Source organism: Pseudomonas sp. S3_A09 (assembly GCF_054668065.1).
In genome coordinates, this window is the sequence record NZ_CP162752.1 from 1,601,965 (window position 1) to 1,627,039 (window position 25,075).

Below are 25,075 nucleotides of genomic sequence, written 5' to 3' on the forward strand. Positions count from 1 at the left end.
TTCTCTCAGGTGTTTTTATAAATGATGCCGCAACGATAGCACAGCGGCGGAAAACCCCACGAAGACGGGCGTTGGCGGGGCTCGCTATTTTTTCAGAAAAATCAGACGCCTGAATAAGAAATATTGCATGAGCTGTCAGTCAGTTTTTTCTGATTCGTGACCCAACTCCAGCATCAACCCACTCAAACGCTTGACCTTACGCCTGACGGCTTCTTCAAACACGCCGCCTCGGGGCTCGATCAGGCTGAACCAACGCTTGGCCCGAGTGATGCCGGTGTAGATCAGCTCTTTAGTGAGCACCGGGCTCAACGCATCCGGCAGGATCAGCGCGGTATGCGTGAATTCCGAGCCCTGGGATTTATGCACGGTCATGGCGTACACGGTTTCCACATCGTTCAAACGGCTGGGCAACACAAAACGCACGCCGCCCTGGCCGTCGTTACGCGGGAAAGCCACGCGCAGCACCTGGGGACCGCCGTCGCTTTCGGGCAATTTGAGGGCGATGCCGATGTCACCGTTCATCAAGCCCAGGCCGTAATCGTTACGGGTCATCAGCACCGGGCGCCCCTCGTACCATTGTTCGTCGCCGTCGATCAGCCGTACCTTGCGCAGGGCGGCGGTGATGCGCAGGTTCAGGCCTTCCACGCCCCAGGGGCCTTTGCGTACCGCGCAGAGCAGTTGGAACGCGTCGAAAGCTTGCAGCAGTTGTTGCGCCCAGTGGGTCCAGGCGTCGCTTTCACGCGGTGTTTCCGGCGACGGACGCGCGCTTTGCAACAGGTTGAGGTAATAGCGATAGCCCTCGGCACCCTCGCCCTGCCCGTCCAGCACCAGGCGTTCCAGGGCGTGATCGTGTTCGCCCTTGAGACTGACGCAAAACAGATCATCGTGACTGCGCGCGGCAAGCAGTTTGCGGGCTTCTTCAGGGTTTTGCTGGTTGACCCAGCGCGCCAGTTGGCCGATGCCACTGCCTTCGCCGAAACGTCGCGAGTAACGCAGCATCACCACTTGCTGGGCCAGGGGATGGCTGCCGTCGAAGTCTTCCTGCAGGCCGCTGGCGCTGAGGTCTTCACCGCTGACGGCCTGCAGCCATTGGCGCGTCTCGGCGCTGTAGAAACCGGCTTCGGCGTCGCGGCACAAATCACCGAGCACGGCGCCCGCTTCTACCGACGCCAGTTGGTCCTTGTCGCCCAACAGCACCAGGCGTGCATGGGGCGGCAAGGCGTCGAGCAGGTTGGCCATCATTTCCAGGTCGATCATTGAGGCTTCGTCCACCACCAGCACATCCAGCGGCAATGGGTTGCCGATGTGATGACGAAAATGCCGCGTGCCCGGACGACTGCCCAGCAGGCGGTGGACGGTGGTGACCTGGGTTGGGATTTTTTCCTTCACGCTGTCAGGCACTTTCAGCGACAGCACTTGTTGGCTGATGGACTCGGTGAGGCGTGCGGCGGCCTTACCGGTGGGCGCGGCCAGGCGAATGCGCAGTGGGCTGCCGACGTCCACAGCCGGCGCCTGCAACAGCGCGAGCAAGCGCACCACGGTGGTGGTCTTGCCAGTGCCGGGGCCGCCGGTGACGATGCTGAATGCTCCGCGAGTGGCCAACGCGCAGGCGAGTTTTTGCCAGTCGATCACGCCGTCGGGCGGTGGTTGGTCGAACAGGCTGTTGAGGCGCTGCGGCAAATCAGCGGTGACACTCTCCTGAGTAGCGAGACGCAGGCGCAGGGCGGTGTCGATGCGCCGTTCGTAGGTCCAGTAGCGGCGCAGGTACAGGCGCTTGCCGGAGAGTACCAAAGGGCGACTTTGGGCGGATTCGCGGCCATCGACTGCCAACGCCACCAAGTGACTGGCGGCCAGCGCGTGGCACCAGTGGGCGCCGTCCAGGCCGTCGAGCAACTGCGACGGCAGCAGCATGGCGCCGGTTTGCAGGTCGCCTTCAGGCGGCAACGACAGGGCGAAATCCGGCGCCTTGAGGGTTTCGAACAGGTCAAGGCAGACATGGCCGTGGCCCAATTGATGGCTGGTCAGCGCGGCGGCCAGTAGCACCAGCGGGTCCGCCTGTGGATCAAGCTCGTGCAGGAAACCGACAAAGGCTTTGTCCAAGGCACGCAACCAGCCACGGTCGACCCAACGTTCCAGTAATTGCACCAGGTCGGCGGCGCGGCTGAGGGGCGTCAGTTCCTCCAGCGGTAACGGCAACAGGCTCATAACAACACTCCTTGTTCCCAGGCGGGCTCAACCTTGGGCGGGATGGGCTTGCCCTGGAACAGCAGGTCCAGGCCTTCAATCAATTCCCGCGGCGGTCGGGTGAAATACGCCCCCTGGCTCGCGGACTGCGTACCCCGCAGGAAAATGTACAACGCACCGCCGACATGGCGGTCGTAGTCGTAGTCCGGCAGGCGCGCCTTGAGTTGCCGGTGCAGGGCCAACAGGTAAAGCACGTATTGCAGGTCGTACCGATGATCAAGGATCGACTGTTCCATGGCATCAAAGGTGTAGGCCGAATCGTCGGGGCCCAACCAGTTGGACTTGTAGTCGGCCACGTAATAGCGACCATCATGTTCGAAGGTCAAATCGATGAAGCCCTTGAACATACCGTTGAGCAGCACCGGCTCTGCGGCGACGCGGGATACACCGTTGTGGGTGTATTGGCAGACCAGCTTGTCGAGGGCGAGTACGTCGACCTTGTGGCTGGCGAACCAGAATTCCATCTCGATCTGGTACTGCTGCAAACCACTGAGGGAGACGTGGCTGTCATTCACAGGCAATGGCGTTTGCAGCAGGTGGCCGAGCCAGCTGCTGAGGGTAATGATCCAGCCTTCCCAGTTGCGCCGGTTGCAGCGGGCGCCCACGGCCTTTTCGATCGCCTCGGGCGTGACGTTGAATCCGTCCTCCCCTGCCCATTCCAGCAGGCCGTGCAGGAAGGTCCCTGGGTTAGGGCCGCGTGGGAAACGGTGAATGTCGCCGCCGGATGCCGCCACTTCGCGCGGTGCGTCGGGATCGAGGCGTTCGTCATCAAACAGCTTTTGGGCCTGCGGGCTTTCCGGTGCTTCGAGGGTGGCGGCGCTCATGCTGTCGCCGATGCGCAAGGCGCTGTAGGAAGCAATCCACCAGTTTTCTGCAGCCTTGCGTTTGGGCAGGAGGGGCGCTCGCAGCGTGGCTTCGTTGCGGGGTGGGTGGAAGAGGTTGTCTTGCGCTTCGGGCACCTGGCCATAGTGGATTGCCGTGCACCCTTCTTGAAGGTCCAAGAGCCAGCGCGCCAAGCCGGCGGACTCACCCAGTGATGCTCCTGCGCCAAGCAAATAGCCCAGCGCCGACAGGTGCAGTACGGAGCTGTTGCTGTTGCCGCGCTTGAGGTCGGCGATACCCAGCCAGCACGCATGCTTGGCGCGGGTCAGGGCTACGTAGAACAGGCGCAGGTCTTCGGCCAGCCGTTCGTTGTCCGCCTGGGCGATCAGCTCAGGCGTAGGGCGCAGGCTGACGTGGGATTTGCCGTTTTCATCATGGTAATGGAGGGGCAATCGGCTGCCGTCCACGGGTTTGGCTGAGCAGATGAAGGGCAGGAAAACCAGATCGTATTCCAGGCCCTTGGATTTGTGGATGGTCACGACCTTGACCAGTTGTTCATCACTTTCCAGGCGCAGGATTTGTTCTTCGCCCGCCTGGCCAGAAAGTGCCAGGTGCTCGGCCAAATGGCGGATCAGTGCCTGCTCGCCATCAAGTTCAGAAGCTGCCTGTTGCAGCAGTTCACTGAGGTGCAGCAGGTTGGTCAGCACACGCTCACCGTCACTGCGTGCGATCAGGGTTTGCGGCAGCTTGAAGTCGTGCAGCAGGCGACGCAGCATCGGCAGCACGCCTTGGGTGCGCCAGATCGTGCGGTAGCCACGGAACTGCATGACGCGGCTTTCCCACGCCAGCTCGTCCTGGTTCAGGCGCTCCAGTTCTGCCAGTGACAGGTTGAGCGTGACGCAGGCCAGAGCGGCGCGCAGCGGGCGTTCGACATCCGGCTCGGCGCAAGCCTTGAGCCAAGCCAGCAGGTCGTGGGCCTCCTGTGCGGCGAAGACGGAGTCCTTGTCGGACAGGTAGACGCTGCGCACTCCACGGGCGGCCAATTCGCCGCGTACGGCTTGGGCTTCCTTGCCGTCGCGCACAAGGATCGCGATGTCTGACGGGCGTACACCTTTGAAGCTGCCGTCCGGTTGTAGGAAACCTGCGCTGCCTTGCTGCCCGCCGTTGAGCAACTCAACAATGTGCGTGGCACAGGCGGCCGCCAGCTGCTGACGATAAATTACGTTGGAAACCGGCTGGTCGGTGGGTAAATGCCAGAGGTTCATCGCGGGCAGCGTTTGCCCACCGACCTGCAATTGTTCCTTGCGCCCCTGGGACAGTACCGAGTGGAACGGCACCGGGTTTACACCATCGGGCTCGCGGAACAGGAATGCACCACGGCCCGTTTCCGCACGCTGAAACACATGGTTCACTGCCTCGACCATCGCGTGGCTGGAGCGGAAGTTGGTGCCCAACGTGTGGTGGCGGCCGGTGGTGGACTGACGGGCGCGCAGGTAGGTGTAGATATCGGCGCCACGGAAGGCGTAGATCGCTTGCTTGGGGTCGCCGATCAGGAACAGGCCACTGTCGAGGTGGTTTTCTTCAATGCGGTAGATGCTGTCGAAGATGCTGTATTGCACCGGGTCGGTGTCCTGGAACTCGTCGATCAGGGCCACCGGGAATTGCTCGCGGACCACACTGGCCAGGCGTTCGCCGCCGTCGGCTTGCAGCGCGGCGTTGAGGCGGATGAGCATGTCGTCGAACCCCATTTCGGCGCGACGGCGTTTTTCTTCTTCAAAGCGTTTGCCCACCCAGCCGGCGGCGTGTTGCAACACGGCAGCGTCGGGGGTCGGCAGCGCATCGAGAGCCGCCTTGAGACCGGCCATGGCGTCGATGCCAGGATGCTGCGGTGGCTCGCCTTTCCAGGCTTCGGCCATGCCGTCAGGCGTCAGGCGCGTGAAGCCGGTGCCGATGTCGAGTTGTTCGAGGGTTTCGTCAGCAGCCCAGGCACTGATTTTTTCGAACCAGGGTTCGAAGTAGCGCGCCTGCATCTTGCGCCCGTCGACGGCTTTGGCGGCCACGGCTTGCAGGCAGATGTCGCGCAGCTCAGTGGCCCATTGTTGCCAAGGCGCCTTGAGGGTTGTCAGCGCTTCGCGGCGCTCTTGCAGGCAAGCCGTGATCAGTTCTGCGGGCTCGCGGGTTTCATCCGTCGGCCGCTCGCTGCCGAACAACGCGCGTACCCGTGGCATCAACGCAGCAGGTCCACCCCAGTGACTGCGCACCCAGTTGAGTGCGTCGTCATGCATCGGGTAGCAGAACAGCCGCCAGTAATCGCGCAACACTTCGCCGAGCAAGTCGCTGTGGTCGGTTTCCAGGGTCTGGGTGAACAGGCTGCCGCTGTCGAACGCATGTTCGCGCAGCATGCGCTGACACCAACTGTGGATGGTCGAGACGGCGGCTTCGTCCATCCACTGGGCGGCGATGTCCAGGCGGTTGGCGCAGGCAGGCCATTGTTCGGGTAGGTAATCCGCGCGCAGATCGGCGATCAGGGCGTCTGGCTGTTCAATCTCTTCGCGAAAAAAACGAGCGGCTTCGGCCAGGCGGATGCGGATGCGTTCGCGCAGTTCTTTGGTGGCGGCATCGGTGAAGGTCACCACCAGGATCTGCGGCGGCAGCAGTTCGCGGCCAAAGCTTGATTCATCGCCACCGTGGCCGAGGACCAGGCGCAGGTAGAGGGCGGAGATGGTGAAGGTCTTTCCGGTACCGGCGCTGGCTTCAATCAGCTGGCTGCCTTTGAGCGGAAAGGCCAGGGCCAAGGGTTTGCTGGTCATGCGCTGGCCTCCTCGCCGGTGAGTGATCGCCACGGGGCGTTGAGCAGCGGGCGATACAGGGTTTCGCACCAACCTTCGAATTCTTCACTGGCGATGAGTGTGGCGTAATCGGGGAATTGCCGGGTGAGCGCCGGCGTTTCGCGGCGTTCGCCTTCGTTGTTGAGCCCATCACCTTCGTAGGTTTTAACTGCGGCTGCTTCGGCCTTGACGGGGTCGGTCTGGCTGAGCCACGCGAAAGCGGTTTTGACGGCGACGGGCAACGGTTTGCTCATTCCGGCATGCCAGGCCAGCAGCAAGTGGCCGAGGACTTCCTGGGCATTGGCTTTATCCAGAGGCGGCAGCAGCAGGGTGTCATCGCTGGCCACCAAGCCGGTGCTCAGCGGTAGACCGCACGCACAGGCAACCACGTGATTGACCCAAGGGCGAATCAAGCGATGCCACTTGCGGGTCTTGATCGAGCCGATGCTGTTGGGAATGGTGGTAACGCTTAGCAACCCGCCATCACTGCGTCGATGCAGACCGCTGATCCAGCCTTCCAACTGCACGCCGTGATGCTCAAAACTGACCGGTTCGGCACCGGTGTGCGGGGTAGGCCAGAGGGCGAGCAATTGCTGATAGCGTCGCAACAGATCGGGTAAAGGCTCGATCAGTTCGTTGCGCAGGCATTCGCCGAAACCAACCATCGGCAACAGGCCACTGCCTTGCAGGCGCAGGGCCTGGGCGTTCAGGGTCTGGTCGAGCTGATCGGGTCGGGTGAGCGCGGCGTTCAGCAGGCTGTCACTCAGGCTGTAGCGTTGCAGTGCGTCGAGAACAAAAGGCTCTTCGTCGGCCAGCGGCACTTCGGCGGCTTCGAAGAATACTTTCAGGCGCTGGCTGAAGAAGTGTTTGACCGGGTTGCGCAGGAAGTCTTGGAGCTGGCCGAGACTCAGGGGTTCTTCCTGTTGGTGGGGAGCCAGGTCGTGTTCTGTCGGGAGGGCATCGGAGGCTTCATGAAGCAACTGCCATTCGCGCGCGTAGCTGAACAGCGCATCGCCTTCATGGAAGTAGCGGGCGCTGAACGGTTGCAGCGGATGCTCTTGGGTCATGGCTTCGATCAGCGGTATGTCACTGTTTGCCAGGTGCCAGCCACTGGCGAGATGGTCACGCAGTTGGCCGATGAGTACCGACGCTGGGCGGTCACTGTTGTCGCGGATGCTGCGGCCGACCCAACTGACGTAGAGCTGGTCACGTGCTGAAAGCAGGGCTTCGAGCAGCAGGTAGCGGTCGTCTTCACGGCGTGAACGGTCGCCTGGGCGGTAGTCGCTGCCCATCAGGTCGAAGTCCAGCGGTGGTTGCGCGCGCGGGTAATCACCGTCGTTCATGCCGAGCAGGCAAACGAGCTTGAACGGGATCGCACGCATGGGCATCAGAGTGCAGAAATTGACAGCCCCGGCGAGGAAGCGTTGGGACAGGCGACCTTGGTCCAGCCCCGCAAGCCAGGCCTCGCGGACCACTGTGAGAGGTAATTCGTCTTGCAGGCCGACGGATTCGCAGGTCTCCAGCCAGGTTTCCCTGAGTTGTTCGAGTTGGCCCAGCAGGTAGTCATCGTGCTCGCTGCTGGGTAGGAAGAACAGTTGTATCAGGCGTTGCAAGCGCTCGCCCCATTGCGTCGGTGAAGCCGGCAGTGATAACGCTTGATGCGCATCGCTGAGTGCGTCGAGCAAAGCGACCAAAGGGCCGATGAGCGCCGCATCAAGGCCACCGATTTCGTCGTAGGGCTCGATACCATCACACGCGGCGCCGGTGCCGACGGCGTAACCGAGCAACATGCGGCGCAGGCCGAAACGCCAGCTGTTTTGTTCCAGTTCTTTTGGCAGGCCCAGACCGGCACGTTGTTCGGCGTTGAGCCCCCAGCGGATGCCGGCGCCTTCGATCCAGCGATGCAGCGTGGGCAGGTCGCGCTCCTTGATGGCGAAGCGTTCGCGCAGGGCCGGCACGTCGAGCAGATCGAGGATCTCGCTGACCGGGAAGCGGCTGTCGGGCAGTTTCAGCAGGTGTTCGACGGCGATGAGCAGCGGGTCACGGCCGCGTTGGCCTTGGTCGGTCAGGGTGAACGGGATGAAGCGTGGGTCATTGCGTTCGAGTTGGCCGAACACGGCGCGGATGTGCGGCGCATAGCTGTCGACATCCGGGACCATGACGATGACATCCCGCGGGCGCAGCGAGGGGTCGGCACTGAAGCGTTGGAGCAGTTGGTCGTGGAGAATTTCCACTTCGCGCTGCGCGCTGTGGGCGATGTGGAAGCGAATCGAGGTATCACGTTGCAGGTCGACAGCAGGCCATAGCTCGCGTGTTTCATTGAGTGGACGCAATTCCAGGATGTCGTCCTGGAGTTGATTGAGCAGTGTGGTGGGCTCGCTGTCGCTGAACAGGTCGATGCGGCCATCGCGGAATGCAGCGCGGTAGCTATTGGGGTCGTCGTAGCTGTCCAGCAGGCTGATGTAGTCACGGCCTTGTTTGCCCCAGGCGGCCAGTAGCGGGTGGGCGTGCTGGTGCAGGGTTTGTGGGTCGATGGTGACCGGCATGCCGGCTTTGCGCGCCTGGCGTTTGTATTCGTTACGCAGGAGGTCTTTGTCGGCGACGATGTCGGACCAATGGTGGCGGCAAGGGTTGTGCACGCAGAGCAGAACTTGGCTGAATCGCGCGAGGCCGGCGAGGGCTTCCAGTGCCTGGGCGGGCAACGAGGAAATGCCGAAAACGATGACTCGGGATGGCAGGCCCCCGGGCGCTTTTTCCAGTGTATTGATGCGCTCGATAAAGCGCTGATGAACGCCGGCGCGGCTTTCGGCCATGCCTTCTTCACCAACATCCAGCAGCAGTGCTCGCCATAGTTCGGCTTGCCAGCAGTTGGCAGGGTTGAGTGGCTTGGATTCGCCTCGACCGTTGCGCAGCTGGTGGCGGCCGGCAGCCCAGTCTTCGAGCCAATCGGCACGGTAGACCTGATATTGGTCGAACAGGTCAGCCAGACGCTCGGCGAGTTGGTAGCGTTTGCGTAAATCGGTGTCGTGGGTGAGAAAGCGCTGGAGTGGTTCGAAGTGCGGTTGATCGATAAGCTCCGGAAGCAGGCGCATGAGGCGCCAGGTCAGCGGGGCTTTATCGAGCAGGGATTTGGGCGGAATTTCATCTTTTCCCAAGACCATACGGTAGAGCTGCCACATAAAGCTGCCGGGTAGTTGAACATCGATGGCGGCGGCGATGCCGCAACCCCCCATGTCGTCGTCTTCCGGATCTTCCGCCAGGGCCAGCTTGAGCCACTGGGCGATACCGTTGCTTTGGACCAGGGCGATTTCGTTTTCCAGGGGAGCCAGGGGGTAGCGGCGCATCCAGCTGACCACCAGGCTGCGCAGTTCGTCCAGGCGATTGCCGTGAACCACCATGAATCCAGCGCTGAGGGACGTCGCATCCGGCATAACGGCTTCCTTGGGAAAAGCGAAAATCGAGGGTGCGACTTTAGCACTGTGGGCAGTTGTTGGCGGAATTGCGATGTGAGCTGTCTTTTCGACCGCCCAAAACAAAACCCCATCTGCTTTCGCAGATGGGGTTTCGGAATTTAATCTTGACGATGACCTACTCTCACATGGGGAAACCCCACACTACCATCGGCGATGCATCGTTTCACTGCTGAGTTCGGGATGGGATCAGGTGGTTCCAATGCTCTATGGTCGTCAAGAAATTCGGGTACTGAGTCGTGACCTGGTGGCCTCGCTTCAGCAAATTGGGTATGTGACAGATCGGTGTTTTGTGAGATATCGAACTTTCGGTTCGTATCATCTTCACACACCGCAATCTGATGCTCGTTAGAGTAGTCAAATTGCTTGGGTGTTATATGGTCAAGCCTCACGGGCAATTAGTATTGGTTAGCTCAACGCCTCACAGCGCTTACACACCCAACCTATCAACGTCGTAGTCTTCGACGGCCCTTCAGGGAACTCAAGGTTCCAGTGAGATCTCATCTTGAGGCTAGTTTCCCGCTTAGATGCTTTCAGCGGTTATCTATTCCGAACATAGCTACCCGGCAATGCCACTGGCGTGACAACCGGAACACCAGAGGTTCGTCCACTCCGGTCCTCTCGTACTAGGAGCAGCCCCTCTCAAATCTCAAACGTCCACGGCAGATAGGGACCGAACTGTCTCACGACGTTCTAAACCCAGCTCGCGTACCACTTTAAATGGCGAACAGCCATACCCTTGGGACCGGCTTCAGCCCCAGGATGTGATGAGCCGACATCGAGGTGCCAAACACCGCCGTCGATATGAACTCTTGGGCGGTATCAGCCTGTTATCCCCGGAGTACCTTTTATCCGTTGAGCGATGGCCCTTCCATACAGAACCACCGGATCACTAAGACCTACTTTCGTACCTGCTCGACGTGTCTGTCTCGCAGTCAAGCGCGCTTTTGCCTTTATACTCTACGACCGATTTCCGACCGGTCTGAGCGCACCTTCGTACTCCTCCGTTACTCTTTAGGAGGAGACCGCCCCAGTCAAACTACCCACCATACACTGTCCTCGATCCGGATAACGGACCTGAGTTAGAACCTCAAAGTTGCCAGGGTGGTATTTCAAGGATGGCTCCACGCGAACTGGCGTCCACGCTTCAAAGCCTCCCACCTATCCTACACAAGCAAATTCAAAGTCCAGTGCAAAGCTATAGTAAAGGTTCACGGGGTCTTTCCGTCTAGCCGCGGATACACTGCATCTTCACAGCGATTTCAATTTCACTGAGTCTCGGGTGGAGACAGCGCCGCCATCGTTACGCCATTCGTGCAGGTCGGAACTTACCCGACAAGGAATTTCGCTACCTTAGGACCGTTATAGTTACGGCCGCCGTTTACCGGGGCTTCGATCAAGAGCTTCGCGTTAGCTAACCCCATCAATTAACCTTCCGGCACCGGGCAGGCGTCACACCCTATACGTCCACTTTCGTGTTTGCAGAGTGCTGTGTTTTTAATAAACAGTCGCAGCGGCCTGGTATCTTCGACCGGCATGAGCTTACGGAGCAAGTCCTTCACCCTCACCGGCGCACCTTCTCCCGAAGTTACGGTGCCATTTTGCCTAGTTCCTTCACCCGAGTTCTCTCAAGCGCCTTGGTATTCTCTACCCAACCACCTGTGTCGGTTTGGGGTACGGTTCCTGGTTACCTGAAGCTTAGAAGCTTTTCTTGGAAGCATGGCATCAACCACTTCGCTAACTAAAAGTTAGCTCGTCATCAGCTCTCGGCCTTAAGATCCCGGATTTACCTAAGATCTCAGCCTACCACCTTAAACTTGGACAACCAACGCCAAGCTGGCCTAGCCTTCTCCGTCCCTCCATCGCAATAACCAGAAGTACAGGAATATTAACCTGTTTTCCATCGACTACGCTTTTCAGCCTCGCCTTAGGGACCGACTAACCCTGCGTCGATTAACGTTGCGCAGGAAACCTTGGTCTTTCGGCGTGGGTGTTTTTCACACCCATTGTCGTTACTCATGTCAGCATTCGCACTTCTGATACCTCCAGCAAGCTTCTCAACTCACCTTCACAGGCTTACAGAACGCTCCTCTACCGCATCACTTACGTGATACCCGTAGCTTCGGTGTATGGTTTGAGCCCCGTTACATCTTCCGCGCAGGCCGACTCGACTAGTGAGCTATTACGCTTTCTTTAAAGGGTGGCTGCTTCTAAGCCAACCTCCTAGCTGTCTAAGCCTTCCCACATCGTTTCCCACTTAACCATAACTTTGGGACCTTAGCTGACGGTCTGGGTTGTTTCCCTTTTCACGACGGACGTTAGCACCCGCCGTGTGTCTCCCATGCTCGGCACTTGTAGGTATTCGGAGTTTGCATCGGTTTGGTAAGTCGGGATGACCCCCTAGCCGAAACAGTGCTCTACCCCCTACAGTGATACATGAGGCGCTACCTAAATAGCTTTCGAGGAGAACCAGCTATCTCCGAGCTTGATTAGCCTTTCACTCCGATCCACAGGTCATCCGCTAACTTTTCAACGGTAGTCGGTTCGGTCCTCCAGTTAGTGTTACCCAACCTTCAACCTGCCCATGGATAGATCGCCCGGTTTCGGGTCTATTCCCAGCGACTAGACGCCCTATTAAGACTCGCTTTCGCTACGCCTCCCCTATTCGGTTAAGCTCGCCACTGAAAATAAGTCGCTGACCCATTATACAAAAGGTACGCAGTCACCTAACAAAGTAGGCTCCCACTGCTTGTACGCATACGGTTTCAGGATCTATTTCACTCCCCTCTCCGGGGTTCTTTTCGCCTTTCCCTCACGGTACTAGTTCACTATCGGTCAGTCAGTAGTATTTAGCCTTGGAGGATGGTCCCCCCATATTCAGACAAAGTTTCTCGTGCTCCGTCCTACTCGATTTCATGACTAAGAGATTTTCGCGTACAGGGCTATCACCCACTATGGCCGCACTTTCCAGAGCGTTCCGCTAATCTCAAAGCCACTTAAGGGCTAGTCCCCGTTCGCTCGCCACTACTAAGGGAATCTCGGTTGATTTCTTTTCCTCAGGGTACTTAGATGTTTCAGTTCCCCTGGTTCGCCTCTTGCACCTATGTATTCAGTACAAGATAACCATCTTATGATGGCTGGGTTCCCCCATTCAGACATCTCCGGATCAAAGTCTGTTTGCCGACTCCCCGAAGCTTTTCGCAGGCTACCACGTCTTTCATCGCCTCTGACTGCCAAGGCATCCACCGTATGCGCTTCTTCACTTGACCATATAACCCCAAGCAATCTGGTTATACTGTGAAGACAACATTCGCCGAAAATTCGAATTTCTCAACTAAGAGAACTCACAAATTTTACCTTAGCCTGATCCGTTACCAGTGAAAGTAACGTTCAGTCTATCTTTCTATCACATACCCAAATTTTTAAAGAACGATCTAATCAAAGACTAGAAATCAACATTCATCATCAACCTGATGGAATGCTCATTTCTAAGCTTTCAAAACTGTCAGAAGCAGTAGTGGTGGAGCCAAACGGGATCGAACCGTTGACCTCCTGCGTGCAAGGCAGGCGCTCTCCCAGCTGAGCTATGGCCCCGTATTTCTACAGGCGTTTCCCACACAAAATTGGTGGGTCTGGGCAGATTCGAACTGCCGACCTCACCCTTATCAGGGGTGCGCTCTAACCAACTGAGCTACAGACCCAATTTCGGGCTGCTTCTTATCGTCTTCTTCAATGAATCAAGCAATTCGTGTGGGAACTTATGGAGCAGCTGATGTCGTCGATTAAGGAGGTGATCCAGCCGCAGGTTCCCCTACGGCTACCTTGTTACGACTTCACCCCAGTCATGAATCACACCGTGGTAACCGTCCTCCCGAAGGTTAGACTAGCTACTTCTGGTGCAACCCACTCCCATGGTGTGACGGGCGGTGTGTACAAGGCCCGGGAACGTATTCACCGCGACATTCTGATTCGCGATTACTAGCGATTCCGACTTCACGCAGTCGAGTTGCAGACTGCGATCCGGACTACGATCGGTTTTATGGGATTAGCTCCACCTCGCGGCTTGGCAACCCTCTGTACCGACCATTGTAGCACGTGTGTAGCCCAGGCCGTAAGGGCCATGATGACTTGACGTCATCCCCACCTTCCTCCGGTTTGTCACCGGCAGTCTCCTTAGAGTGCCCACCATTACGTGCTGGTAACTAAGGACAAGGGTTGCGCTCGTTACGGGACTTAACCCAACATCTCACGACACGAGCTGACGACAGCCATGCAGCACCTGTCTCAATGTTCCCGAAGGCACCAATCCATCTCTGGAAAGTTCATTGGATGTCAAGGCCTGGTAAGGTTCTTCGCGTTGCTTCGAATTAAACCACATGCTCCACCGCTTGTGCGGGCCCCCGTCAATTCATTTGAGTTTTAACCTTGCGGCCGTACTCCCCAGGCGGTCAACTTAATGCGTTAGCTGCGCCACTAAAAGCTCAAGGCTTCCAACGGCTAGTTGACATCGTTTACGGCGTGGACTACCAGGGTATCTAATCCTGTTTGCTCCCCACGCTTTCGCACCTCAGTGTCAGTATTAGTCCAGGTGGTCGCCTTCGCCACTGGTGTTCCTTCCTATATCTACGCATTTCACCGCTACACAGGAAATTCCACCACCCTCTACCATACTCTAGTCAGTCAGTTTTGAATGCAGTTCCCAGGTTGAGCCCGGGGATTTCACATCCAACTTAACAAACCACCTACGCGCGCTTTACGCCCAGTAATTCCGATTAACGCTTGCACCCTCTGTATTACCGCGGCTGCTGGCACAGAGTTAGCCGGTGCTTATTCTGTCGGTAACGTCAAAACAATCACGTATTAGGTAACTGCCCTTCCTCCCAACTTAAAGTGCTTTACAATCCGAAGACCTTCTTCACACACGCGGCATGGCTGGATCAGGCTTTCGCCCATTGTCCAATATTCCCCACTGCTGCCTCCCGTAGGAGTCTGGACCGTGTCTCAGTTCCAGTGTGACTGATCATCCTCTCAGACCAGTTACGGATCGTCGCCTTGGTGAGCCATTACCTCACCAACTAGCTAATCCGACCTAGGCTCATCTGATAGCGCAAGGCCCGAAGGTCCCCTGCTTTCTCCCGTAGGACGTATGCGGTATTAGCGTTCGTTTCCGAACGTTATCCCCCACTACCAGGCAGATTCCTAGGCATTACTCACCCGTCCGCCGCTCTCAAGAGAAGCAAGCTTCTCTCTACCGCTCGACTTGCATGTGTTAGGCCTGCCGCCAGCGTTCAATCTGAGCCATGATCAAACTCTTCAGTTCAAACATCTTTGGGTTTTTAAGAAACCCTAAACTTGGCTCAGCAATCGTTGGTTACATCTTTGATTTCTCGCGGAGTAACTTGTGATGCTGATAATCTTGTTGACTATCAGTCTGACTCCACAAGCACCCACACGAATTGCTTGATTCAGTTGTTAAAGAGCGGTTGGTTAAGATCTTTCGTCTCAACCGAGGCGCGCATTCTACAGCAGCCTCATTTGCTGTCAAGTGATTATTTTCAGAAGTTTTCGAAGAATTCTTCAACAACTTCAACCACTTGCGCCTTCGATCTCTCGTTAGCGGGAGGCGAATTCTACAGCGTTACACGCTGCTGTCAACACCTCTTTTTCAACTCCCTTTTGGCTTCGATAAACTGAAGCAACCTGCTGCCGAAACTTACATAACTCATTGTTTACCAAGGAGTTTTCCGTTTCGACTGCGCCGGAAGTGGGGCGAATTATAGACGTCTGGGATCCGTCGTCAACCCTTAATTACGCTTTTGTTGCAGAAACTGGTTTTTTCGCAATAAGACGAGGGATTCGCCGCATGACCGGCGGTATCCGCAGCACCAAGAGAAACGCACCTATAAAAGCATAGATAGCCCACTCCTTCAGATCCGCCCGCACGATCCACAGCATATGCAGCAACCCAAGCCCCAGAACCCCATACACCAGCCGGTGCAGTTTCTTCCAACGGCTGCCCAACCGGCGCTGACTGTAACGATTCGACGTCACCGCCAGCACCAACAGCGACAGGAAACCCAACGCCCCGACAATAATGTAAGGCCGCTTGCGCAACTCAACACCCAACTGCGACCAATCCAGCCCCAGCACAAACACACAATAAGCAGCCAGATGCAGCACAACATAAGCAAAGCACCACAACCCGAGTTGACGGCGTACCGCTATCCACCCCGCCCAGCCACTGAGCTTCTGCAACGGCGTCATTGTCAGGGTGATCAACAATAGAATCAGCGTGCCAAGACCCAGTCGATCAACCAACACCTTGCCCGGATCCGGCCCCAGGACAGAACTCCAAGCTTCATATAGCCAGAACAACGGCCATACCGCCGCCGCTATAAAGACGCCAATGCGCCAGATCGGGAAGCGCATCAGTAGTTCTTCCGCAGATCGAGATCGGTATAAAGAGACGCCACCTCATCCGAATAGCCATTGAACATCTGCGTCTCACGCACATTGGGACTGAACAGCCCACTCGGTAGACGACGCTCCCGCGCCTGAGTCCAACGCGGGTGGTCGACCGTAGGGTTCACATTCGCGTAAAAACCATACTCGTCCGCTGCAATGCTCTGCCAGGTGGTTTTCGGCTGCTCGCTTACAAGGCTGATACGGACAATGGACTTCACACTCTTGAAGCCATACTTCCACGGCACGACCAACCGCAGCGGCGCACCATTCTGGTTAGGCAATTCGCGCCCGTACATCCCCACCGCCAGGATCGCCAAAGGGTTCATCGCTTCATCCAGACGCAGCCCCTCTACATAAGGCCAATCGATCAAGCCAAAACTTGAACGCTGCCCCGGCATGCTCTTTGGATCCTGAAGCGTTTCAAAACGGATGTATTTGGCCTTGGAAGTCGGCTCAACCTGTTTGAGCAACGCCGAGATCGGAAAACCGATCCACGGAATAACCATCGACCACGCCTCGACACAGCGCAGACGGTAGATCCGCTCTTCCAATTGATAAGGCTTCATGAAGTCTTCCAGGGCATAACGGCCTGGCTTGGCGACCTCGCCATCAATCACAACGCTCCAAGGCTCGGTTTTGAGGGAGCCCGCATTCGTCGCCGGGTCGCCCTTGCCTGTACCGAACTCATAGAAGTTGTTGTAGTGGGTCGCATCCTTGAACGGCGTGATCGCTTCGTCCTTCACCGTGACCGCCTGCCATTTGGTGCCTGACAGCTTCTCGGTAAACCAGCCCGGCGCCCTGCCCGCTTCGACATCGGCATAACGCGAGGCTTCGTCAGCACTCGCCCAACGCGGCAAGCTGCTGGCTGCAATACCGGCAAGCGCACCACCGAGCAAGCTACGGCGAGAGAGATAGAAGGATTCAGGGGTGACATCCGATTCGTGGCAATCGGACGCTTTAGGCAATTTGATTAACATGGCAACTCCGCAGCATTGGAGAACTGATGCACCAATAGACTGCGGAGTATGGGGGAAATTACATTAAGGCAATGTTTTGTCGCGGCGCAGATGCAACAAGTATTGAACCGGCCCCGAAGCAGCGTAAACCAAGAACGCCAGCAACAGAATGCGAGGCGGATCGCTGAACACTACGGCGAACACCAGAACCACTGCCAGGATAGCCACAAAAGGTACACGCCCCTTCAGGTCCAGCTCCTTGAAGCTGTTGTACTTGATGTTGCTGACCATCAGCATGCCGGCCGCTGCCACCATCAAGGCCACCAGGAACGACATCTTCGACCCCTGAATGCCGTAATCGCTGAATGCCCAGACAATACCTGCCACCACACCTGCCGCCGCAGGGCTGGCCAGACCGATGAAGTAGCGCTTGTCGGCGGTCCCCACCTGGGTATTGAAGCGCGCCAGACGCAAAGCTGCACCTGCGACATAGATGAAGGCAACCATCCAACCGACCTTGCCCATGTCACCCAACGCCCAGGCGAAGGCCAGTAATGCAGGCGCCACACCGAACGCAACCATGTCCGACAATGAGTCGTACTCGGCACCAAAGGCACTTTGCGTATTGGTCATGCGCGCGACGCGACCATCCAGGCCATCGAGCACCATGGCGACAAAGATGGCGATAGCAGCAAAACCGAAATACTTGCTGGCATTCGCCGCATCACCTGCTGCCAACGCGCTTTGGGCGCTCATGGAGTTGATGATGGAGTAGAACCCGGCAAACAGGTTCGCCGTGGTGAAAAGGTTGGGCAAAAGATAGATGCCACGATGCCGGACCTTGCGGCCTTCCGCGTCATGCCCTTCTTCGACATGTTCATCGATCGGCAGCAGGCTTTCGGCGTCAGGAGCCGGGCTTGGCTCTTCGGGACGTTCGCTCATGGACTTTACCTTGCAACTGTGTGAAAAAATTCGACAGATACTTGCGGCGAGTGTTCGCCAGCAAACGATGCAGCTTTATACCAGAACACGCCCCCCAAACGAAAAAACGCGGCCTAAGCCGCGTTTTCCCTTGATGCGTACGACTTAGTTCTTGGCTTTGTCGACGATCTTGTTGGCACCGATCCACGGCATCATGGAGCGCAGTTGCTCGCCGATGACTTCGATACCGTGAGCGGCGTTGTTACGACGCTTGGCGGTCATCGAAGGGTAGCCGGTAGCGCCTTCGCTGATGAACATTTTGGCGTATTCGCCGTCCTGAATACGTTTCAGGGCGTTGCGCATGGCCTGACGGGACTCGGCGTTGATGACTTCCGGGCCAGTCACGTACTCGCCGTACTCGGCGTTGTTGGAGATCGAGTAGTTCATGTTGGCGATACCGCCTTCGTACATGAGGTCAACGATCAGCTTCAGTTCGTGCAGGCATTCGAAGTAGGCCATTTCCGGCGCGTAGCCAGCTTCAACCAGGGTTTCGAAACCGGCTTTTACCAACTCAACGGTACCGCCGCACAGAACGGCTTGTTCGCCGAACAGGTCGGTTTCAGTCTCGTCCTTGAAGGTGGTTTCGATGATGCCGGTACGACCGCCACCAACGCCTGCGGCGTAGGACAATGCTACGTTCTTGGCGTTGCCCGATGCGTCCTGGTAGATCGCGATCAGGTCAGGGATACCGCCACCTTTGACGAACTCGGAACGCACGGTGTGGCCCGGTGCTTTCGGCGCGATCATGATCACGTCGAGGTCGGCGCGCGGCACAACCTGGTTGTAGTGAATCGCGAAGCCGTGGGAGAAGGCCAGGGTGGCGCCTTTTTTGATGTTTGGCTCGATTTCATTCTTGTACAGCGAAGACTGGAACTCGTCCGGGGTCAGGATCATGACCAGGTCGGCAGCAGCAACGGCGGAAGCGACGTCAGTCACTTTCAGGCCGTGAGCTTCAGCCTTGGCAACAGTGGCCGACCCTTTACGCAGGCCAACAGTTACGTCAACGCCGGAATCTTTCAGGTTGCACGCTTGGGCGTGCCCCTGGGAGCCGTAGCCGATGATGGCGACTTTCTTGCCCTGGATGATCGACAGGTCACAATCTTTATCGTAATAAACTTTCATGAGGTTCCTCTATATATCCAGGCCGTGAGGCCATTCGCTAATTTGGGTTAGATGCTGAGTACTTTGTCGCCACGGGCAATCCCGGTGACACCACTGCGTACCGTTTCCAGAATCGAGGCCGTCCCGATCGACTGGATGAAGCTGTCCAGCTTGTCGCTCGTACCGGTCAGTTGAACGGTATAAACGCTGGCGCTCACATCGACGATCTGCCCGCGATAGATGTCGGTCGTGCGCTTGATCTCGGCACGTTGGGCACCCGTAGCCTTGACTTTAACCAGCATCAGCTCGCGCTCAATGTGGGCACTTTCCGACAGGTCGACCAGCTTGACCACTTCGATCAGCTTGTTGAGGTTCTTGGTGATCTGTTCGATCACCTCATCGTGGCCAACCGTAGTCAACGTCAGGCGCGACAGGGTCGGGTCTTCGGTCGGGGCCACCGTCAGGCTTTCGATGTTGTAGTTGCGTTGCGAAAACAAGCCGACAACACGAGACAGAGCGCCGGGCTCGTTCTCCAGAAGCAGGGAGATAATGTGCCGCATGATTAGGTACGCTCCGTCTTGTTCAGCCACATGTCGCGCATAGAGCCGTCTTTGATCTGCATCGGGTAGACGTGCTCGCTGGTATCCACCTGAATATCGATGAACACCAGGCGGTCCTTCATGGCGAACGCCTCTTCCATCTTCGGCTTCAGATCTTTCAAATCAGTGATGCGAATGCCGACATGGCCATAGGCTTCAACCAATTTCACGAAATCCGGCAGCGATTCCATGTAGGAATGGGAGTGACGGCTGTTGTAGCTCATGTCCTGCCATTGACGAACCATGCCCAGCACGCCGTTGTTCAAGCAGACGATCTTCACCGGAAGACCGTACTGCAGGCACGTCGACAGTTCCTGGATGTTCATCTGGATGCTGCCCTCACCGGTGACGCACGCGACGTCGGTGTCCGGGAAGCTCAGTTTCACACCCATGGCTGCAGGGAAACCAAAGCCCATCGTGCCCAGGCCACCGGAGTTGATCCAGCGGTTAGGCTTATCAAACTTGTAGTACTGCGCAGCGAACATCTGGTGCTGGCCCACGTCTGAGGTCACAAAGGCGTCGCCCTTGGTCACTTCGCACAGGGTCTCGATCACGGTTTGTGGCTTGATGATGCTGCCGTCGCCCTTGTCATAAGGGAACAGGCCGCGGTCACCGCGCCATTCGTCGATCTGCTTCCACCAACTGGCAACGGATTCCTTGTTTGGGGTCTCGCCAATGTCCTTGAGCGCAGCAACCATTTCGGTCAACACGCTTTCCACAGGACCTACGATCGGCACATCGGCCTTGATGGTCTTGGAGATGGACGCCGGGTCGATGTCGATGTGAATGATCTTGGCATTCGGGCAGAACTTGCTCGCGCCGTTGATTACCCGGTCGTCGAAACGCGCGCCCACTGCCAGGATCACGTCGGCGTGGTGCATCGCCAGGTTGGCGGTGTAGCTGCCGTGCATGCCGAGCATGCCCACGAACTGACGGTCTGTACCCGGGAAGGCACCGAGGCCCATCAAGGTGTTGGTCACCGGCAGATTGAGCAGCTTGGCCAGTTCGGTCAAAGGCGCAGAACCGCCGCCCAGAATGACGCCACCGCCCGAGTACAGCACAGGACGCTTGGCCGCCAGGAGCATTTCTGCCGCCTTGCGGATTTGCCCCGAGTGCCCACGAACGGCCGGGCTGTAGGAACGCAGCTTGGCTTTCTTCGGGAAGATGTATTCAAATTTTTCCGCCGGGTTGGTCATGTCTTTCGGCACGTCGACCACGACAGGACCCGGGCGACCGGACTGTGCGAGGTAGAACGCCTTTTTCATGACTTCCGGGATTTCCGACGGATGCTTGATCATGAAGCTGTGTTTCACGATCGGCCGGGAAATACCGATCATGTCGGTTTCCTGGAATGCATCGGTACCCACCATGGTGCTGGGCACCTGGCCGGAAATGATCACCATCGGGATGGAGTCCATATACGCAGTCGCGATGCCGGTAATGGCATTCGTTGCGCCTGGGCCGGACGTCACCAGTACCACGCCGGCTTTACCGGTGGCACGGGCATAACCGTCAGCCATATGGGTCGCAGCCTGTTCGTGGCGAACCAGGATGTGGGTAACAGCCGGTTCCTTGAACAGTGCGTCGTAGACATGCAGCAGAGCACCACCTGGGTACCCGTAGATATAGTCGACGCCTTCGTCACGCAAAAAGCGGACGAGCATCTCACCACCAGATAAAAGCTCCACGTTGTTCACCTCTAAAACGCCAGAATACCGTCCGTTGAAAACCGACGGGTCTTAATAGGTTTACTTCTCAACAGAGCATGAGCGACGGTGGTCGCCGACTACGTCAGCACTGACTGAGCAAGTATTGGGATCGTCCCAAGTGTTGCGGGCTTTTCCCACCCAGCGCGAGGTAACGCGTTGCGGGTGTAACAGGTCGGCGCGGATGTGCGCCTCATGATCTGCTGAGCGGGCCTGCTTCTGGCAGTCCCGATACAGCGGACTTTGGATTCTTCTGTTTCAGGCCCTTCAAGTCAAGCAATAATTGCGCTTTTTTCCAACTAAGCGCATGAGAACGTAGGAGAAAGGGCTTTGAGGAGGGATAAAACTCGCCTGAATGTCGTCAAGCGGTAGAAATATGCGCAAGACTGCCGGAAAAACCGGCAGTCAGGCAATTAACGAGCGTCGACGATCAATTGGTCGAACTTTTTCAGCGCGTTACGCAAGCCAAGGCTCTCTTGCGGGCGGTCGGCATAGACCATCTCGGCCATCTCCAGGATGCCTGACGCATTGGGCAACGGCAGGTCCTGTTCGAGGATCTGCTTCATGCGGACCAGGAATATCCATTGCAGCCACTGGTGAAAATCCAGGGTATCCACCGAAAACGGCTCGACACTGCTGAGCGCCTCGACGCTGGGGGACACGTCGTCCCACCAGCCCTGCACGCGCAATTCGCGCTCAATCAGCAATAATTGTTCAGCAATCGCAGGAAACCGTGCATCCATCAGAGGCTGACCTTGGCTTTTTGACGCGCCTGGGCGGCGCCGGCGGCATCACCTTGTGCAGCACGAGCGTCACCAATCAACGCCCACAGGCTGGCTTGCAGGTCGGGACGGCCGTTGGCGAGAGACAAGCCGCGACGGGCGAATTGTTCGGCTTGGGGAGCGTCACCTTGAGCCATGCGTACTTGAGCCAGGCGATACAGCACTTGCGGCTCACGCGGCGCAACGCGCTGGGCACGTTCGAGACTCGACGAGGCGCCGTTCAAATCACCGCCCGCCTGCTGTTGCTGGGCAGTGGTCAACAAAGCCAGCACCGGGCCATCCAGTTGCTCGTCAGCCGAAAGGCCGCCGCTGCTGGACGACGATGGAATGCCACTCGGCGTCGATGGCATGTTGTAGGTGCCCTGGTTGATCGGAGCGGTCTGGATCGGCGCGGTATCGATCGGGCCGGAGTTGCTTGGCCCAGGAGTCCACGGCTCGGCGCTGATCGGAGCTGATGTCGCAGCCCCACTGCCTGGCACCATTACCACCACGCCCGAATCCTGAGGCATGGCTTGTGGCTTGGCCTGGGCAGGACGATTGGTTACGGTCTGGCGGAAACCGCCATTGGCCGAGATCCGGTCGTTATTGGAGACGGCTGTACTCGAGTCCACCACGGGAATGGAACCGCGCTGCACGCTGGAGCAACCGCTGAGCAAAGCCAGAGCTGTAATAGCTGGAAACAACCACTTGTTCACTTGAAACCCTCTTTGCTTAATTCATCCAGCCCTTGACCCAATCCATCACCGATTCCGCGTCAGCGGGGGCACTGCCACCGCATGCGGCGCCGGGTGGCGGTTCGCTGCCGCGAATATACGGCATCTGCACCGCGCCCGGACAGTTGGCATCGGAGCCCTGGCCCGTGTGCGGATCAATCCAGGCCTGCACGATGTTGTCCGGCTGCGGCATGTTTAACGGCAGCGGGTCGGCTTTGCGCATGAAGCTGGTCCAGACCTGCAGCGCACCGGTAGCACCGGTGAATGGCGTCTTGCCGTTATCGTCGCGCCCCAGCCACACCACTGCCAGCACATCCTGACCGAAACCAGCGAACCAGCTGTCACGCGAATCGTTACTGGTACCGGTCTTGCCTGCCAATGTCAGGTTCGCCGGCAGCACGCTGTAGACCGAGCGCCCGGTACCTTCACGCATAACGCGCTGCATGGCGTTCTGGATCAGGTAGATGGAGCCTGCGTCGAAACGCTGCTGAATCTGGAACGGGTAGCGCTTGAGCGGCTCGCCCTCGGCGGTCAACACGCTGCGAATCCCGCGCATCGGCGTATTGAAGCCACCGTTGGCGAGAGTCTGGTACATGGTCGCGACTTCCATGGGGGTCATCGCGCCAGCGCCCAGCAGAATCGATGGGAACGCCGGGAACTCACGAGTGACGCCCAGCCGCGCAATGGTCTTGAGGACATTCGGTACACCGACTTCAAGGCCGAGTCGCGACGTGGAAATGTTGTAGGAGTGGGCAATACCCTGATACAGGAACACTGTGCCGTGAGAACGCCGATCGAAGTTCTGCGGCGTCCACACCTGCCCATCGCCACCTTTGACCGACAGCGGGTCATCCGACAACCAACTGGTCAGCGTGTACTTGCTCGGTTTTTCCAGGGCGGTCAGGTAAACCGCTGGCTTGACCAGTGAACCGATCGGCCGCACCGCATCCAGCGCGCGGTTGAAGCCGGCAAAGCTGGCTTGGCGACTGCCGATCATCGCCTGCACTTCACCGGTTTCCGGGTTGGTCACCACCATGGCCGCTTCGACTTCGTCCGAGCCTTTACGGCCTGTCAGACGTTTAAAGGTGTCGTTGACCGACGCTTCGGCCTTCATCTGCAGGATCGGGTCAAAACTGGTAAAAATCCGCAGGCCTTCTTCAGTCAAGTCTTCGTCGCGGTAGTCTTCACGCAACTGGCGTTTGACCAGGTCGATAAAGCCCGGGAAGGAGCTGTCTGCCAGCTTGCCGCGGGTTGTTACACCAAGTGGCATTTTCTTGGCTGCAGCGACTTGTTCAGCCGTGGCGACGCCTTGCTGCTCAAGCACATCGAGCACCAGGTTACGGCGCTCCAGCGCACGCTCAGGATTGCGGCGCGGATTGTAGTAGGAAGGTCCCTTGACCATGCCCACCAACAGTGCGACCTGGTGCAGCTTCAGTTCGGACAGCGGCTGACCAAAGAAGAACTGGCTGGCCAAGCCGAAACCATGTACCGCTCGCTGGCCATCCTGACCGACAAATACCTCGTTGAGGTACGCCTCAAGGATTTCCTGCTTGCTGTAGTGCAGCTCCAGCAGCATCGCCATCATTGCTTCGGTGAGCTTGCGGGTCAGGCTGCGCTCGTTGGTCAGGTAGAAGTTCTTGACCAATTGTTGCGTCAGCGTACTGCCCCCCTGGGTCATCTTGCCGCCGGAGGTATTCACCCAGACCGCGCGGGCAATCGACTTCGGCGAAACACCCCAGTGATGGTAGAAATCGCGGTCTTCAACGGCGACCAGCGTTTCCAGCAGATACGGTGGCACCTGATCAAGTTTGATCAGGATGCGATCTTCCAGGTTTTTTGGGTAAATGCCCCCAATCATCAGCGGTTCCAGGCGAACCACAGGCAACTTGGAGCCGTTGAGCGACGACAGTTCGGCGACGTAATCGCCGGAGAAACGCACGCGCACAGGCTGTGCTTTTTCCAGGCCTTCGTAGAACTGGAAGCCACGGGTGTTCAGGTCGACGGTGTTACCACTGACGGCGGCGGCACCGGGACCGTTACTCACGGGTTCGCGGCGGTAGCCCAAGGCGTCGAGTTCAGTGAGAAAATCATCCTTGCTCAGCTTCTGGCCGGTGAACAACTCCAGCGGGCGAGCGTACACCTTGGCCGGGATGGTCCAGCGCTTGCCGGAGAATTTCTCCTGCACCACAGCGTCGAGGTACACCGCAAAGCCAGCGAGTACCACCAGGCCTACCAGGCCGAGCTTGAGCGCCCAGCCCAGCCAAGGACGCAGGCCGCGGGAAGGAGGTTTTTTACGGGAACGGGGGGATCGAGTTCGAGTCATGGCGGCGGATTATACGCACTTTATCGATGATCAACATGAGCCGGACAGCGGTTTGCACGACCGCTCGTAGCGGCCATAATGCCCG

The 25,075-nt window shown here is 57.9% G+C and carries 12 protein-coding genes, 2 tRNA genes and 3 rRNA genes; all 17 read right to left on the reverse strand.

Features of this window, described 5'->3' with window-relative positions; genetic code table 11:
* Window positions 1-135: 135 nt before the first annotated feature.
* The 17 genes from recD to mrcB all read right to left on the reverse strand — a co-directional run bounded on the left by recD (window position 136) and on the right by mrcB (window position 24,990).
* Window positions 136-2,205, reverse strand: a complete 2,070-nt coding sequence (gene recD / locus AB4N92_RS07640) for an exodeoxyribonuclease V subunit alpha (RefSeq protein ID WP_236267038.1) — start codon at window positions 2,203-2,205, stop codon at window positions 136-138.
* Window positions 2,202-5,876 carry an exodeoxyribonuclease V subunit beta gene (recB, locus tag AB4N92_RS07645; protein ID WP_236267037.1) on the reverse strand — a complete coding sequence of 1,225 codons (3,675 nt, stop codon included), beginning with the start codon at window positions 5,874-5,876 and terminating at the stop codon, window positions 2,202-2,204. Before recB ends, recD begins: the two co-directional genes overlap by 4 nt.
* Window positions 5,873-9,325, reverse strand: a complete 3,453-nt coding sequence (recC, locus tag AB4N92_RS07650; protein WP_021492170.1) for an exodeoxyribonuclease V subunit gamma — start codon at window positions 9,323-9,325, stop codon at window positions 5,873-5,875. The genes recB and recC overlap by 4 nt, the downstream gene beginning before the upstream one ends.
* Before the next feature lie 144 nt (window positions 9,326-9,469).
* Window positions 9,470-9,585: ribosomal RNA gene (gene rrf / locus AB4N92_RS07655) — 5S ribosomal RNA — on the reverse strand.
* A gap of 156 nt (window positions 9,586-9,741) precedes the next feature.
* A 23S ribosomal RNA gene (locus AB4N92_RS07660) occupies window positions 9,742-12,633 on the reverse strand.
* Window positions 12,634-12,882: 249 nt separating this feature from the next.
* A tRNA-Ala gene (locus AB4N92_RS07665) sits at window positions 12,883-12,958 on the reverse strand.
* A 30-nt stretch (window positions 12,959-12,988) separates the two neighbouring features.
* Window positions 12,989-13,065 (reverse strand) — tRNA-Ile (locus tag AB4N92_RS07670).
* Between the two features lie 82 nt (window positions 13,066-13,147).
* A 16S ribosomal RNA gene (locus AB4N92_RS07675) occupies window positions 13,148-14,684 on the reverse strand.
* Together the 16S, 23S and 5S rRNA genes with 2 tRNA genes alongside form the textbook arrangement of a ribosomal RNA operon.
* A 488-nt stretch (window positions 14,685-15,172) precedes the next feature.
* Complete coding sequence (msrQ, locus tag AB4N92_RS07680; RefSeq protein WP_021492876.1) at window positions 15,173-15,793, reverse strand: protein-methionine-sulfoxide reductase heme-binding subunit MsrQ; 621 nt, start codon at window positions 15,791-15,793, stop codon at window positions 15,173-15,175.
* Entirely contained in the window at window positions 15,793-16,806 is a 1,014-nt protein-coding gene (msrP, locus tag AB4N92_RS07685; protein WP_010206553.1) for a protein-methionine-sulfoxide reductase catalytic subunit MsrP, read from the reverse strand. The genes msrQ and msrP overlap by 1 nt, the downstream gene beginning before the upstream one ends.
* A 63-nt stretch (window positions 16,807-16,869) precedes the next feature.
* Entirely contained in the window at window positions 16,870-17,727 is an 858-nt protein-coding gene (gene pssA, locus AB4N92_RS07690) for a CDP-diacylglycerol--serine O-phosphatidyltransferase (protein WP_042570830.1), read from the reverse strand.
* Between the two features lie 144 nt (window positions 17,728-17,871).
* Window positions 17,872-18,888 (reverse strand): ketol-acid reductoisomerase, encoded by a 1,017-nt coding sequence (ilvC, locus tag AB4N92_RS07695; RefSeq protein WP_003194132.1) that lies wholly within the window; start codon window positions 18,886-18,888, stop codon window positions 17,872-17,874.
* Between the two features lie 47 nt (window positions 18,889-18,935).
* Window positions 18,936-19,427, reverse strand: coding sequence for an acetolactate synthase small subunit (gene ilvN / locus AB4N92_RS07700; RefSeq protein ID WP_003176102.1), 492 nt, complete (start codon window positions 19,425-19,427; stop codon window positions 18,936-18,938).
* Between the two features lie 2 nt (window positions 19,428-19,429).
* Window positions 19,430-21,154, reverse strand: coding sequence for an acetolactate synthase 3 large subunit (locus AB4N92_RS07705; protein WP_010206555.1), 1,725 nt, complete (start codon window positions 21,152-21,154; stop codon window positions 19,430-19,432).
* A gap of 431 nt (window positions 21,155-21,585) precedes the next feature.
* Window positions 21,586-21,915, reverse strand: coding sequence for a YqcC family protein (locus AB4N92_RS07710; RefSeq protein ID WP_021492878.1), 330 nt, complete (start codon window positions 21,913-21,915; stop codon window positions 21,586-21,588).
* Window positions 21,915-22,649: a tetratricopeptide repeat protein gene (locus tag AB4N92_RS07715; protein WP_042570832.1), complete on the reverse strand. Its 735-nt coding sequence runs from the start codon at window positions 22,647-22,649 to the stop codon at window positions 21,915-21,917. The genes AB4N92_RS07710 and AB4N92_RS07715 overlap by 1 nt, the downstream gene beginning before the upstream one ends.
* Window positions 22,650-22,665: 16 nt before the next feature.
* A complete protein-coding gene (mrcB, locus tag AB4N92_RS07720) occupies window positions 22,666-24,990 on the reverse strand; it encodes a penicillin-binding protein 1B (protein ID WP_010206558.1) in 2,325 nt (774 codons plus the stop codon).
* Window positions 24,991-25,075 lie beyond the last annotated feature (85 nt).

Excerpts from the sequence above, each read along its gene's own strand:
- msrP (WP_010206553.1), bottom strand. The coding sequence starts at position 16,806 with ATGTTAATCAAATTGCCTAAAGCGTCCGATTGCCACGAATCGGATGTC.
- ilvC (WP_003194132.1), bottom strand. The coding sequence starts at position 18,888 with ATGAAAGTTTATTACGATAAAGATTGTGACCTGTCGATCATCCAGGGC.
- mrcB (WP_010206558.1), bottom strand. The coding sequence starts at position 24,990 with ATGACTCGAACTCGATCCCCCCGTTCCCGTAAAAAACCTCCTTCCCGC.
- msrQ (WP_021492876.1), bottom strand. The coding sequence starts at position 15,793 with ATGCGCTTCCCGATCTGGCGCATTGGCGTCTTTATAGCGGCGGCGGTA.
- recD (WP_236267038.1), bottom strand. The coding sequence starts at position 2,205 with ATGAGCCTGTTGCCGTTACCGCTGGAGGAACTGACGCCCCTCAGCCGC.
- pssA (WP_042570830.1), bottom strand. The coding sequence starts at position 17,727 with ATGAGCGAACGTCCCGAAGAGCCAAGCCCGGCTCCTGACGCCGAAAGC.
- recC (WP_021492170.1), bottom strand. The coding sequence starts at position 9,325 with ATGCCGGATGCGACGTCCCTCAGCGCTGGATTCATGGTGGTTCACGGC.
- ilvN (WP_003176102.1), bottom strand. The coding sequence starts at position 19,427 with ATGCGGCACATTATCTCCCTGCTTCTGGAGAACGAGCCCGGCGCTCTG.
- recB (WP_236267037.1), bottom strand. The coding sequence starts at position 5,876 with ATGACCAGCAAACCCTTGGCCCTGGCCTTTCCGCTCAAAGGCAGCCAG.
- AB4N92_RS07710 (WP_021492878.1), bottom strand. The coding sequence starts at position 21,915 with ATGGATGCACGGTTTCCTGCGATTGCTGAACAATTATTGCTGATTGAG.